Raw genomic sequence first — 13,315 nt, 5'->3', positions numbered from 1 at the left:
GCCCGTTGGCTTGGGCGATGCGTCCGTCAATGTTCATCAATGTTCATCACTCAGGAGAAAGCCGTCTAGTTTTCCCTCTAGGACGTAGAAGGCAGATTCGGGTAGATGTGCCCTAATGCGATGCCAATGTCTCTCAGGCGGCGTTTTTTCTAGCACTGTGTTGATAAATTCGCTAGATATGCCTGACTTGATGCAGACTGCGATCGCCCATTTCAGCACGCGAGGTTCTGTGACATTGGCGGTACGGCGTTCCCCGCTGCGGGAAATCGTTACCCATCCCAGCTTGACTAGCTTCATCTCAATGCTCACTAGCACATCGACAAAGGTTTTTTGAGTGGCAAGGGTCATGCAGTGCCCTCCGTTCGCCATTGGTTGAACCAACTTTCGTCAGGCGGCGGTAGGGAACTGGCTGACGATGGCGGCTGCGGCTGCCGGCGGCGTTGCTTAATTTGGTTGAGGGTGTGGCGGATGAACTCGATTCCCACGGGCGGCGGTTCTGGCGGCGGTTCATTTGTACTTGTGGATAACCCCCCGCGCCCCCCAACAGCCCTTAAAGCAGAATCCGGCTTGACCCCTTTGGGGGGGTCATCCGGATCAGCAGTGTACAAGCTTATTGGATCAGTAGGTCGGATCATGGCTCCAGGAGCGGGTTTCAGGTTTTCAGGTTCTTCTATTTCCTCTAAAGTAGGTCGGATCATGGCTCCAGGAGCGGGTTTCAGTTGATTTTTACCCTCCCATAAGTCCCTATTTTTGTAGAAACTGCCCGCTGATACCCCATAGCTTTTAATCGCATAGAGCAGGTTTCTAATCCCACTGGGTAACGTGCCTTTCTGGGTCATGTCACTTAGGGCAGATTCAATCCTTTGACGGGCTTCACTGGCTTGTTGCTTGTTCCATGAGTTCGCTTTTGGGTCACTGCGAACTACCCTAAGCACCACATCCCCCCCGTACGGGTAATAGCCGCTATGTTCGATCGACCGCGCAAACTCCATGCATCGGTCAAACATCTCGTATTGATGATGGCAGTACTGTTTGTAGCCTGGTAAGTCTTCTGCAACCTCGCAGATCCGAGCGGCAAGCCGTTCACCGCTTAGGGGTGATCCACCGTAGAGGGCATGGAAAAACACGTACTCTCGTTGAGCAATGCGCCCTAGGATGTAGTTGGTTTGTCCGGAGCCTGTCCAGCCGCCTTCTACATCTGCATTCAGATCATTGAGAAACTTTTGGGCTGAGAACCTCAGTTTTTTGGGGGCTTGGCGGCTGAATTGCTTCAGGGTGAGGGTAAGAGTCTCTTCTGTGAGGGTGTTTCGACCTTCGGCTAGTCTCCAGCGCCGGACGAACTCGGCACGGGATGAGAGGACGGGTTCCATATCTCGATCGAGCAGGTAAGACCCTTGTTGCAGTGGCAGGCGGTGCCCATTGTAATCTCGACCTGTACAGCGGCGCGGGTTGGGAAATAGTTCTACCTGCCCTTTGTCGAGCTTAAATCCAGCACTCTGAATCAATGACTCAGCTGCCTGGGCGATCGCCCAGCTTTTCTGCCCATGGGAAAACGGGAAGTAAAGATGAATCCCATCAGAGTAGGAACTGCGAATTGGCACACATGAAACCAATCCCAGCGGCTCTAATGCATCGATGACTCGACCAATGGCGAATGGATCATGGGCTGGGTGCAACCGGGAACCGCGATCGATATCAATCATCAGGTAATGGGTGTTTTGCCCGAACCTGACTCCATACAGGTAAGCCCCTTGCTGGACTAATCGATCGCTTAACAAGTGGCGCGTCTCGGTTTGCCAATCCGGGCGATCGCCTGCCCCTGGATGTTCTGCCCAGAGGTATGAGCCACGGTGAGGGAATAGCTCTAGGAAGTCATCCCACTCTGGAACGAACCGGAATTTGTGCTGAACTGAGGCAAAGGGAGAAGCTACCATCTTCCCGCCCCTGTCTGTGTGCCAATTGACACCTCAATAGATGCTGATAACATACGATTAGTGATGGGTAAAGTTTACGAGTTAGAGGTAAGGAGTGCGCCCTCCTTAGCTCTAAAAGGGGATACCGTCCGGTGAAACTTGCCCACTGGTTGGGGTTAGGTTTTCTGGTTTCGGTTCAATGTCATGCAGTAGGAGGTTTAGCTCTCCTATTCGTCTTTCACAGCGCTGTCTGGTTAGCGGGTCGGTGGTGGTTCGCTGGATCTCTGACCAGAGCAGGCTGATGGACTCTACTAAGTAGTTATGTTTCACAGCGAGGGTTCTAACCTCGTCTTCTAATTCGTTGAAATGTTGCTGAATAAATCCGGAGGTTTGCGTATTCATAAATAATTCACTGTTTGTTTAGATTGACAAAGCGAAAATCAAGCGTCCCTACCAGGGCGCTTTTTTATTGGCGATCGCCCCCCGAAGAGGTGCGATCGCCTTGTTTCTCATAAGGTCTGAGAAACTGATGGGATGCAGCACGGGTGAGACCTCGAAATCAACCCCGTCCCGCACAACCAAAATGAACAGTTGTTCACTCTTAGAGCATTCTACAGTGAACGGCTGTTCATGAACAGTAGTTCAGTGTAAGATGAATAAAAATCAACACCCCTCACAGTTCATGAGTCTCCTGGAAGCTAAGAACAAAACCCCTGAACAAGTTGCAGAAGCTCTTGATGTGTCACTTAGAGCCGTCTATTACTGGGTATCAGGTCAACGAGAACCTCGGTTAACCATTACTCAGGTTCAAGCCCTATGCACTTTGCTGGACTGCTCTGTTCACGACATTCCACGGCAATTTGGACGGGCTGATATTCCTGAAGGTGACGCAATTAATTAGGAAGGTTGGCACTTGGGAGGATCGTCCCCTCCCCTTCCTCTGTCGCTGTGGCGACAAACAAGAGCCAGTGGGTAGTTGCATTACCCACTGGCATGACCCCAAGTTCACAAACAACTATGGAGCTTTATCAATTATGCGACGTTCGATGATTCCAGTATCCCTACCGTTGGTAGGGTCACTACTGATGATTGCAAGTTCTGTCCACTTGCCCCCAAGCAACGCCTCAATAGTCGATGATTACTGCGCCGCTAACCCCTACGGACTTGATGGGGAGCTATCACAAGGAGATGTAGAGGATCTCTCCTACCTTGCTTTCCCTCAAACCTCTGCCGATATGAGAAACCGCTTCGGCTCACCCAAGTGCATGGATGCGAGGTTGGACTATTACAAAGTGGCAGGCACTCTTGGATGGGTTGCCATTGAGTTTGCTGGAAGTGAGGCGATCGGTTATCGCACTTGGGCAGGAGAGTAGGAAGGTCGGCACCAGGGCGGATCATTCCCGCCCCTTCCTTTTCCCACTGATGAATCATCAGGGGTGACAGCCCGGAAAGACGGCAATGTAAAAGCCAGGGGGATAGCTTGAGACCCTCGACCCCTGGCAACCCCACACGGAGCTAATTTAATTCTATGTTTAGCGGTACTTCATGGCGCGGTAATGATGGTGAAGACGATATGACCCAAGAAGATTGGGGTAGACGTGGGCAAGAACAGGGACTTGCAGCAAGGGAAGGGGGCGATCCATTCCTATCAAGCCCTGATGCAGATGGAGACCCTACAGGCGGTTGCTACAATGCCGACTATCCTGATTCTTGGCACAATGAGCTAAACGACCGACTTGAAAAAGATGAATATTATGAGGCTGAAGTAGACAGCCAAGTTCGAGAATTGTACGATAACTCTTGAGAAGTGTACTACAACCGTAAAGGAGTCTGAACATGAAAGAAGCTACTAGGAGAATGATGGAGTCGATGAAAATCAAGTCCCCCGCTGTAGTACAGGCAAGGCTGAACCACTTGAGACAAAAGGATCAATTAAAGAAAGTAGGTTAATCAATTCACTCATCAATGGACACGAACCCGCCTCAGTGAGCGGGTTTTTTATTGGGCACTTTAGAAAAGACCGCGCTTAGAGGCTAAGGCGGTCAAACATAGATAGATATGGAGTTTGCCCAATGAAGTACCCTAAGTGCCTGCCTTACCCTAGCTCGTGGCTGAATGCCTTGTTTCTGCTTCTACTTGCTGCAATGAATATTTATATCATCAAGTCCGTCTTCATTTCTCAGGCTGTGCTGTCCTACTTGGCTAACCGTCCTGATCAGTTCATCCCAGTCATTTGCTTCACCTTGCTGTCTCCAATTTTGGCGATCGCTATTGTTCACCACCTTATTCATTTAGTATTGAGTCGCTACGTCCCTAAGCTTCAAGCCCCTGAAATCGGCATTGTCAAAGGGATAGTTCCTAACTTAATGAGTTTTTGGGAAGGAATTTGGGGCTGTGCGGCGATCGGTATTGCATCTACTACCACAACCTTCATAGGTTGGCTCATTCATCCACTTTTCAGCATTAGCTACCAGATCCCCTTGCCTAATGGCAACTCAGAGCAGTTTTTTGGACTTTTATCACTGACCTGGTTAACCTGTGCGGCTTACCTCTACCACTGCTTTTATCTAGTGGAACATCGCCTCATGGCTGTAGGTAGAGGCGATCGGCGGGCCCCTAACGCGGGAAAATCTGTCCTACAGTAGCAGGGGTGTAACGACAAATAGTTGTATCTGTTGGCGGCGGCGGCAGTGGCGGTGGTGGTGGAAATGACCAGTTTTCCGTAATCATGTTGGTTAACTTTGCTGAGTACCAGCTTGAAGGAAGCGTCGCATAACCTTACATTCATCAATGGACACTAACCCGCCTCAGTGAGCGGGTTTTTTATTGGACAGGGCATAGCTACCAGGTTGTAAGATCAGCCCAAAATAGAGAGAGGGGCACACCCCAACAGGTTGCCCCTACAAAAAACAGTAGTGGAGTTAATTGTATGCCCCGTCCCAACTTCTTATCCACCGACATTAAAGACCAAATCCTTCAAGAGCTAGAGCAAACCCCTGATGATTTCTACTTTGGAGAATTGCTTCACTTCATTTTGTTCCTCAAAGAACGCTACGACATTGAGATGGAGTCAGACGAAGATGCCGAAGACCTAGCAGATGCACAAGCCGCACTGCGAGAAATCGAAATTCAAGGGACTGTGCCCTGGGAACAAGTGAAAGCCGAATTAGGGGTGAAGTGATGCCCTACAGCATTGAGCTTTCTAGAGAGGCGCAGAAACAGTTGGCAGCCCTGTCTGATGAGGAATTGCAACAGCAGATCAGTACCGCCATCAACGAACTGAGTTCCCAGCCACGCCCCAACGGAGTCAGCAAAATCAAAGGCATGACTGATGTTTACCGTATCAGAGTCCGAGACTACCGAGTAGTCTACCAAATTCGAGACAAACAGCTTCTCATTTTGGTTTTGAGAGTCAAACATCGCCGGGAAGCGTATCGATAGCAATGAAGTAACTCGCCCCTTGTGAGCGGGTTTTTTATTGAATGAGGGTATCTTCTCCCCAAGTAAGAGGTATGAGTGGAAGTCATACGCCCTAACCCTGCTCCTGTAGTAGGGTTTTTCATTGGGTAAGGGCACTCTCTCCTCAATGTTTTGAGAGTCATCATCATGCCCAAGCCTTCATTAGGTCAAATATTTGGAAATAATGCATCTGTTAGTGCCACCGGCGAACTAACCATAAAGTTCTCAGACTTTTCCAACGTCGGATGGGACACAGCAGCGGGAACAACTGATGCGGAAAAGTGGCTAACTGCCATCCTCCTAAAAGCCCGTGCATTCAGCGTGTCTAACACAGATCAACTACCTAACGTAGTTGTGCAAGAACCTTACCCAGGCTTGCTAACCAGGAACAATGAACTAAAACGAGAGTATTCCTACAACGTTCAAATCTACGTTACAGATACAGGCACAAATGTTCCCGACCCTGACTTAATTTAGGATAATTATGCCCATTGCTCAATGTCCCAGAGCCGTTACTGCACGCGTTACTTATGACTACCTCGATAATGGGATTGAGTATTCACCAACCGGGGTAATAGTCTCAAACGAACCGGGTGTAATCGTTAGTAAGATCAAGCTAAATGATGAGGGTGGTAATGTAAACTGTCGTCTCTACACTCTTGAAATTGTTGTAGGACAATACAGCAGAACTGAACCCATGCAATTGGGGCAACGAGTGGATCTCTTTAACGATTACATCGTAGAGGCTACTGTTTATGGACCGATTGGGGAAGCTCGGATCATTAATGTGCCAACCTCTAACGGGACTCGGCAAAAAATAGAATTATTTTGCCGTGCCCCTTTCGGCTATTTCTCAGGAGGGTGTTTTACTCCTGATTTTTACGAGATCGGAATTCTTGCAGGGACTAGAAATAATGCGCACTTCTTAGACCCGGATAACATCAGAGTTCAAGCAATTAGATATTTTACTAATCCAGTTCCACCCTGTCGGTTTGTCGTCTTAGATGGCACGGGCTACATTTACGATCGCACTGAATCTGTGTGTCCCTCGACAACCGTGACCTGTGAGGGCACGTGTCTACCAGGTGGAGCTAGAATTGGCGGCTGTTGCGTTGACTGTAGCGACTTAACGGAAAATTTAGAAGCTATTAGGCAAGCAATGAGGCGGTTATGAGCGATTGTTGTGAAGAGCTTCTAGCCCAGGTTAGAGCCTTACGGAGTGAGAGTGAGGGGTTAGCGGGTGTACTGCCTAGAATTGCCAGATTAGAAGCATTGGTGCAAGAAATGTCACAAGATCGCGGTTCAGTTGATTTATCAAGTGTCCTTAGCCAGCTCAGTCAAATCCGGTCACAAGTTTCAGGACTGAGTGGGCAGATTCAAGCCACCGAAAACACCATCATATCTACCCTATCGAGCGTCCTCTCAGGAGTTGAATCAAGGTTTAGAGGGATAGTTAGCGATGTTCTGATGGCTATTCGGCAGCTTTCACCAGACCTAATAGCAGCAATTAGAACAGTCCGGGATGAGCTACTGGCTCCAATTCAAGCAATTACATCTGAAATTAGGAATGTAGTTATTGAACTCATATCCCCAATTGCTCAGGCGATCGCCCAATTAATTCAGATGGTTGCTCTGTTTATTGGCGGCAGTGCCAACAGTGAAGCGGTGAGCGCGATCAATGTAGCAAAGTCTGAAATCATCAGTCATGTCAAGCTAGAAGCGGCTGAAACTAAGGGACTGGTTCGCCAAGCCCAAGCCCAAATCATGACTGCATTAGAGAATCTACTCTCTCTCGTGCAAAGGCTGTCTGGTTCATTGGCAGAACTGGTAGGCATTGCCGCCCAGATTCGGCTCATTATTGATGGTATCAACGCTCTGAAAAGTTTGATTCAAAGCATTGATAACAGATTCAGCGGGCTAGAGGTCATTATCAACTCCATCTTGGCTAACCTGAGAGATTTATCAAGTCAGATTCAAAATGCTCTAAGAGCAATTTTTCTAGAGCAATTTGCGTCATTTATAGCTCAAATCATTGCGCTATTCGCTAACCAGGGCGGCGGCAATGATGCAGTAAGCGCGATTAACGTGGCTAAGTCTGAAATCATTAGCCACATCAAACTAGAGTCTGCTGAAATTAAGGCGCTGATTCGACAGTTCCAACAGCAAGTCATCGATTCCTTATCATCTCTCACTACTATCGTCAGAGCTTTAAGTCAACAGGTGAAGGATTTTGCTGCTAAGTTTGATAGCGCTTTCACAGTGTTGAAAGAGTCAATCAAAAGCTTATCAACTCAAATACTTGGGGCTATAAAAAACGCTATCGATAAGAACGAGGCTCAAACAAAAGATCAAACAAAGCAGATCCTAGAAGCCATCAAAAAAGCACTCGAACCTGTCCTTAAGCAACTAGAAAAGCTTGGGTACAGAATAGCTAGAGTTTACGCTATTCTGGGGGGCACTTTTTGGGGGGCGATCGATGATCAGAGATTACCAGAGGGGCGCATAGATCCAGAGAACTTGATACGCGAAGCGAGAACGGGACTATATGGAGATGGAAACACCTCCAGCGGGGTTAGAGTACTGAACCTCATTAATATAATTACCAATCTATCCGCAGTTAACTATCAACGCTCTGGCTTCAATCGTTTCCCGGCAACTGTACCCAAAAACATCACAAGTAATAGTAATGAAACAGTAACCATCTATGATGCTGCATCATGGCAAGAATGGCTGTTTCTACAACTCGATTCAATATCAGGAAATTACCCGATAAAAATTAAGTATAAGAATGCGGCGGGGATTGAGAAGAACATTGAGTTTCTCAACCAAGCGGAAGCACTAGCGGAACTTATTGGTTTAACGATGTCACTCGATGTTGATACCGATATTTTACAAGAATTAGCATTTAAGGGAATTGCTGAAACCATTAAGGGGCAGGCGGCGGCGGTAACGGCTTCAGACTATGCCAAGGCGAACGCTAAATATTTGGGCTATCGGCACAGAGAATCAGAAAGAGATATAAAACTTTCAGTTTCACCGGGCGCTAAATCAATTAAAGACGCTCTCAAACCATCTACCAAAAAAATACCCTCGTGGGAATTCGCGGGGGATAAAGATCTTCAAGAAGTTCTTCAAGCGTTGGTGACGGCAGGTGAGATGACAAAAGCTTCTGTGTTTAGACCGTGGGACATTCTAAACAGTGAACTACCCGGCGATCGCATTAAATCGGCTCAAGAGGCTAGTTCTAACCAGGATGATCAGGCGTGGGCAGAGTTCATTGCACAGATTAAGAACCCACCTGCTAACCAACTTGACCCGACAGCGCCCCAAGCCGATATTCGCAACCTGGCACAAAATGAGGGGGCAGAATGAGCCTAATCACGATTTCTAGGGATGCGCTAAAGAGCCAACAAGTGAGGGCATTAGTCGGATCACGGGTGATAGATGTTTTCGCATCCCTATCAGCAGAGCCAGAAGGAGACGGTGGACAAGGGGGAGGGCTGATTAATTGGGCGATCGGAGGATTGACCCGCTTTGGAGGCTTCCTAATTCAGGCGGCGTTCTCTATTGGCACTTGGCTTCTGACTCATGCATGGGAATCGCTAGTTGAGTTGACATTTACCATTGTCACTTTTGACTGGAACCAAACAGACGCTTCTATCAAGGCAGAAATCAGCCAAAATAACACCGCTATTTTTGGCGCTTTAGGGAACCTCGCAGGAACGGGGCTAGTATGGCTGACTAGCCTTGGGGTTGCCTCCCTAGCTGCGATCAAGTTCCCGGTGATTGCGGGGAAAATCGCCCTAGCTCTAGCAGAAGAGGGGGGCGAAGAGATTCGGGGACAGCTTGCCCAACTTTTCAGCACTGCCCGCCGATCGTTGCTGTCGAATTGGGTGTTAACTGAAGTTCTCACACAGCGTAGATTGAGGCTTTTTGGACAAGCGCCAATCACAAGCGAGCGGGAACCCTGGACAATCGCGGGGCAGGTTGAGAAAAGTGTGGAAAGCATTGGCAACCCACAGCTTAAGGCATTTGTTAGTAACTTCATTGAGTCAGCAACGGAAGCAATTATTGAGGTCGGTTATGTGGTTTCCTATGCCTTAGATGATTACTACTCTTCTACCAAGCTTGCTAATGAGGGGGCATTTGGAGAGAAACGAGCGGTAAAAATTACTCCAGATGCACGGGTGGAAGGTGAAACCATCGTTTTAACTGGATCTCAGAAGCTGATCCAGCAAGATATTCAAACCACGTTAGCAACCCATAAGCTAGTCTATAACCGAGATGTAGGGCAGATTGTGGGTCAACCTGCTGAGGACTGGCTGAAGGCAGGCACACAGCGGCGCAAACTGACGATTGTATTCAAGTCAAAACCAGAGCCACCTTGGATCATTCCCTCTGGAAGGGTTAGAGAGGTGACGGCAACCATCCCAGACGCAAAGGTTGGCTTATCTTGGGCAACCATCAAAGCGGCGGCTAACCCTTGGACATGGGGGAAGTATCGAGCGACTGCAAACCTAGACAATGGGAGGCAAATGGCGGTTTATGGCGCTAGTGAAGGGCAAGCCGAAACAAAGTTAAGAGAGTTACTTGCTCTTTCCACAGCTAACATCCTGACCCTATCGGTCACTGAAGAGAAGGATCGGCATCAGAACCTCAAAAAAGATCCGGTTCAGATGTACCCAGCTTATGCAACTCTACTCATTCGGCGCTCTACTGCTGAGTTAACCGGAACAAATGACCTATCAGGGCAGAACTTTAAGCAAGAACATATCAGGCTAGAGCTTTGGACTGAGACGGAGCCGGAAGGCATTTCCCCCTTACAATGAGCGATTTATGGACACTGTTGGGCACGAACACCAGACGGGCGATCAAACGTAGGCGATCGCGCTTTGGGCGCTCATACACCTATAACCCACGGGGTGACCTGTTACAGCGGCTCTCAGAAGAAACAGGGCAATCTCGTGAGCAAGTCTATCAGCAACTTCTGGATATCAGGCAAGATTTGCTCAGAAATAGCAGTTAATTATAAAAATTTTGCCTCTTACTTCTAGCCTGTACATAGGCGCTACCCTAGGGGGGCGGCATGATAGGTGTCAGTATTTTCCGAGCCTTGACGGGCGTTGTTAGGCTTCATAGCGTAGGAATCAAATCGGTTACCTATTCAGGAGTTTGATCAATGCCACGAGCACGCGGGGCGCGTTCCCCAGTCTTTGTTACGATTGGAACCCTAAAGTATGGATTTCAAGCCAGTTCTACATCTTCAACTTATGCGGCTGAGTTGGGACACACACCGTTTGTAGCGCAAGCGGGTGTGTTTTTTGGTGCCAATGCGCCCAAACCTGCTAGGGCTACTAAAGAGTTTACAACCACAATTGTAGGCAGCTTCTGCGATGACAGCAAAATTGCCACGCTGAAAACTACGGGTTGGACTGTAACTCAGTCTGGCATCCGTCGTGGTCTCAAGCGTTCCGGTCGAGTTCGTACGGTTTTCATTGACATGGGAACCTATAACTATGCCTGGAATATCACGGTCGATGATGTGGACTTGGCGGCTGATTTAGGGTTTGAACTGGCTGTTGGTTCGACTCCTAACATGGTGTGGGGTTCGACTCCTAAACCACCACGTGCAACCCGTAGGACTTTAACTGGATCTGAGTCAACTTTCATGAAACCTACCACCGCAGTTGCAAACGCCGCGGCGGCGGCGGGGTGGACAGTTTCTGATAAGTACAATTTGATTCCCGATCTCTAATGCTGATCCTTCCCGGTAATCCTTTATTTGACCTGACGCTTTCGACGGCAGTTCCCCCGAATTGGCGTGACGTGGCTGTGAAGCATGACACGTTTGCATTTATCGCAGAGCCTGGTAGCGGCGTGATGCGTCCTGCCTCACCTGGCGATTTGCAAGACTACCTTGAGGGGGGCGAGTACGACGAACGACTAGAGGATATGGATGAAGATTGGGAAGGTGAAGAGTAGGGAATAGGGAAAAATGCCAGAGTTTCAACTACAAGATGCTGCCAACTGGGAAAAGGTCTATGACCAGAGCTACCAAGGTTCAGCTATCACACCTACCAGGTACACCCCTATTCCCCCGTTTGTGATCAGTCGGCTCTTTCCTTCTCACACGCTTCTGATTGCCACTGACTCGTCAGAGGCTCTAGCACATTGGCGGTTAGGTGTACGGGTGCAAATGATCATTGATGCACCAAGTACTGATTTTGTTCAGATTGATACCAATCAAATCTCAATTCCCATCAATCGCGGTCTATTGGTGAGGTTTCCAAAGCTTTCAACCCTATACCGTTTGCGGGTTGAGGTTCCCAAATGGCATCGAACTATGCGGGTCACGATTTGGGAGTACAGCGGTACAGAGGCATCTGACACCGAAACTCTTGAATTCATTAGGGAAGACTTACAACGCCTTGAGGGTAAGGTGAATAGCTTGCTATGACTTGGAACCAGATTGCTGAATTTACGTTGACTCAAAACTGGCAATATACCGCGCCACTAGCAGGACGGTTGTTCCGTTTTCGGCATTTAACATCTGACCCAGAATCTAGAGGTCTAGTTAGTCAAGGGTTCTTAAATGAGACTTTCGAGCTGTTAGATACACGCCGGATCAATCCTAAGAATCAGCATGATTTGATTGATTTCGTTTGCCCTGATGAACTTATTGGTTATCGTCGGCTTGCTCTCAAACTGAACACGTTTTCTACAACTTCATGGACTGTAGCCATCGACGTTTTTGAAGCGGTAGATCCGACTAATGAACCAACATTGCTATCGCTAGCAATTGATGATCATGAGGCTGACCTAACAGCGCATAGCCAGTATGTAGACTCTACAGAATTGCTGGTGGCGCTGGCTGACAGAGTGAAGACCTCAGATTTAACAGCGGCGCTGGCTGACAAGGTGACAACCGCAGCATTGATGACGGCGCTTGCTGCTAATGCCAACCGGATCACCCTAACGGCTCAAACCACTGATGCCACATTAACGGAGATAGTTACCCCTCAGAGGGTTCTAATTCATGCCAATTCGTCAGCAGGCTATGAAATTTCCTTGGTAGGTCACAGCACAGCGGCAACGCCTGAATTTATTTACTGGCTTGGTTCAGGGGCACTCTACCGAGGGGCGGCAGCGGCAAGCACTGTTTTACAAACTGCCACGGGAACCCGGCGATCGTCGCTGGGCAATGGCACGAACTGGACACCGACCGTAACGGCTGACACGGTGAACGGAGGGCTGAAAATTCAGGTTAAAGGGGATGCTGGGAAAACCATCAAATGGGTAGCCTCAGTGCAATTAACGGAGGTTTGGTAATGGGATTACAAGCACCGATAGAGATTCATGGGTTAACCAGTGAGAAGGGTTACTGGAGGTTGAGCGAATTACATTGGAGCATCAATGAACCTCTTTCAGTGAGGTTGGCTCTCAATGGGTATGCATCTCAACAAGCCTTCCAGGAGGGCAAGGAACCGATCAAAAATCTTCCCTACCTTGTGGAGATTGATCCGGAGGTGCCGGACGATGCCAAGGTGAAAATTTTGGTAACGATCCGCAGTTTGGGCTATCTAGAGGCTAAGTCTATTCCAGAAATGGAAGGGGCGCTAGATGTATGAACAGTGATATAACGGGCTTCATTTTTGGGGCGATCGGTTGCTCTGTCACAGTTGGCACTATTTTATGGCGGGTAATTCTCATCAAGGTCAATAGTGAAATGCTATTGCTACGACATGACCTTGAGAAAAAAGACCTTCAGATCTCAAACTTGCAAGATGTGCAAAGCCTATCCCATAACGGTTTCAAAGAAAAATTCTCTCATTTCAGTGAACGAATTAGAACAGAAGTCGTATCAATTGAAAAGCAGGTTAAGCACATTGATCATTACCTATCTAAAACGACTTCTTACGAGACTAGGGAATAGGACTGAACCT

General features: G+C 48.3%; 20 protein-coding genes. 17 read left to right on the top strand and 3 right to left on the bottom strand.

Going from position 1 to position 13,315, the window contains the following annotated elements; all coding sequences use genetic code 11:
• Positions 1 to 36 precede the first annotated feature (36 nt).
• From KME11_03050 to KME11_03040, 3 genes are all read right to left on the bottom strand, one after another.
• Positions 37 to 348 (bottom strand): hypothetical protein, encoded by a 312-nt coding sequence (locus KME11_03050; protein ID MBW4514186.1) that lies wholly within the window; start codon positions 346 to 348, stop codon positions 37 to 39.
• Positions 345 to 1,934: a hypothetical protein gene (locus tag KME11_03045; protein MBW4514185.1), complete on the bottom strand. Its 1,590-nt coding sequence runs from the start codon at positions 1,932 to 1,934 to the stop codon at positions 345 to 347. Before KME11_03045 ends, KME11_03050 begins: the two co-directional genes overlap by 4 nt.
• A gap of 111 nt (positions 1,935 to 2,045) precedes the next feature.
• Complete coding sequence (locus KME11_03040) at positions 2,046 to 2,315, bottom strand: hypothetical protein (GenBank protein ID MBW4514184.1); 270 nt, start codon at positions 2,313 to 2,315, stop codon at positions 2,046 to 2,048.
• Between the two features lie 280 nt (positions 2,316 to 2,595).
• On the opposite strand from KME11_03040, the gene KME11_03035 reads away from it, so the two are divergent.
• From KME11_03035 to KME11_02955, 17 genes are all read left to right on the top strand, one after another.
• Positions 2,596 to 2,814, top strand: a complete 219-nt coding sequence (locus tag KME11_03035) for a helix-turn-helix transcriptional regulator (protein MBW4514183.1) — start codon at positions 2,596 to 2,598, stop codon at positions 2,812 to 2,814.
• A 133-nt stretch (positions 2,815 to 2,947) separates the two neighbouring features.
• Positions 2,948 to 3,286 (top strand): hypothetical protein, encoded by a 339-nt coding sequence (locus KME11_03030; protein MBW4514182.1) that lies wholly within the window; start codon positions 2,948 to 2,950, stop codon positions 3,284 to 3,286.
• Between the two features lie 155 nt (positions 3,287 to 3,441).
• Complete coding sequence (locus KME11_03025) at positions 3,442 to 3,717, top strand: hypothetical protein (protein ID MBW4514181.1); 276 nt, start codon at positions 3,442 to 3,444, stop codon at positions 3,715 to 3,717.
• A gap of 268 nt (positions 3,718 to 3,985) precedes the next feature.
• Positions 3,986 to 4,558, top strand: coding sequence for a hypothetical protein (locus KME11_03020; protein ID MBW4514180.1), 573 nt, complete (start codon positions 3,986 to 3,988; stop codon positions 4,556 to 4,558).
• Between the two features lie 284 nt (positions 4,559 to 4,842).
• A complete protein-coding gene (locus KME11_03015) occupies positions 4,843 to 5,094 on the top strand; it encodes a hypothetical protein (GenBank protein ID MBW4514179.1) in 252 nt (83 codons plus the stop codon).
• The gene (locus tag KME11_03010) at positions 5,094 to 5,354 is read left to right on the top strand and encodes a type II toxin-antitoxin system RelE/ParE family toxin (GenBank protein MBW4514178.1); all 261 of its coding nucleotides are present in this window, start codon (positions 5,094 to 5,096) and stop codon (positions 5,352 to 5,354) included. The genes KME11_03015 and KME11_03010 overlap by 1 nt, the downstream gene beginning before the upstream one ends.
• Positions 5,355 to 5,519: 165 nt before the next feature.
• A complete protein-coding gene (locus tag KME11_03005) occupies positions 5,520 to 5,849 on the top strand; it encodes a hypothetical protein (protein MBW4514177.1) in 330 nt (109 codons plus the stop codon).
• A gap of 7 nt (positions 5,850 to 5,856) precedes the next feature.
• Positions 5,857 to 6,546, top strand: a complete 690-nt coding sequence (locus tag KME11_03000) for a hypothetical protein (GenBank protein ID MBW4514176.1) — start codon at positions 5,857 to 5,859, stop codon at positions 6,544 to 6,546.
• A complete protein-coding gene (locus KME11_02995) occupies positions 6,543 to 8,744 on the top strand; it encodes a hypothetical protein (GenBank protein ID MBW4514175.1) in 2,202 nt (733 codons plus the stop codon). Before KME11_03000 ends, KME11_02995 begins: the two co-directional genes overlap by 4 nt.
• Entirely contained in the window at positions 8,741 to 10,201 is a 1,461-nt protein-coding gene (locus KME11_02990) for a hypothetical protein (protein ID MBW4514174.1), read from the top strand. Before KME11_02995 ends, KME11_02990 begins: the two co-directional genes overlap by 4 nt.
• Entirely contained in the window at positions 10,198 to 10,398 is a 201-nt protein-coding gene (locus KME11_02985; GenBank protein MBW4514173.1) for a hypothetical protein, read from the top strand. The genes KME11_02990 and KME11_02985 overlap by 4 nt, the downstream gene beginning before the upstream one ends.
• Before the next feature lie 153 nt (positions 10,399 to 10,551).
• Entirely contained in the window at positions 10,552 to 11,127 is a 576-nt protein-coding gene (locus KME11_02980; GenBank protein ID MBW4514172.1) for a hypothetical protein, read from the top strand.
• Positions 11,127 to 11,354, top strand: coding sequence for a hypothetical protein (locus KME11_02975; protein ID MBW4514171.1), 228 nt, complete (start codon positions 11,127 to 11,129; stop codon positions 11,352 to 11,354). Before KME11_02980 ends, KME11_02975 begins: the two co-directional genes overlap by 1 nt.
• Before the next feature lie 13 nt (positions 11,355 to 11,367).
• Positions 11,368 to 11,829 carry a hypothetical protein gene (locus KME11_02970; GenBank protein ID MBW4514170.1) on the top strand — a complete coding sequence of 154 codons (462 nt, stop codon included), beginning with the start codon at positions 11,368 to 11,370 and terminating at the stop codon, positions 11,827 to 11,829.
• Positions 11,826 to 12,701, top strand: coding sequence for a hypothetical protein (locus KME11_02965; protein MBW4514169.1), 876 nt, complete (start codon positions 11,826 to 11,828; stop codon positions 12,699 to 12,701). The genes KME11_02970 and KME11_02965 overlap by 4 nt, the downstream gene beginning before the upstream one ends.
• Entirely contained in the window at positions 12,701 to 13,000 is a 300-nt protein-coding gene (locus KME11_02960; protein MBW4514168.1) for a hypothetical protein, read from the top strand. Before KME11_02965 ends, KME11_02960 begins: the two co-directional genes overlap by 1 nt.
• Positions 12,997 to 13,305, top strand: coding sequence for a hypothetical protein (locus KME11_02955; protein MBW4514167.1), 309 nt, complete (start codon positions 12,997 to 12,999; stop codon positions 13,303 to 13,305). The genes KME11_02960 and KME11_02955 overlap by 4 nt, the downstream gene beginning before the upstream one ends.
• The last annotated feature ends 10 nt before the right edge of the window (positions 13,306 to 13,315 follow it).

The organism is Timaviella obliquedivisa GSE-PSE-MK23-08B, assembly GCA_019358855.1.
GTDB lineage: Bacteria > Cyanobacteriota > Cyanobacteriia > Elainellales > Elainellaceae > Timaviella > Timaviella obliquedivisa.
Note: the sequence above shows the minus strand (reverse complement) of the source record. Positions and strands in the feature narration are given on the sequence as shown.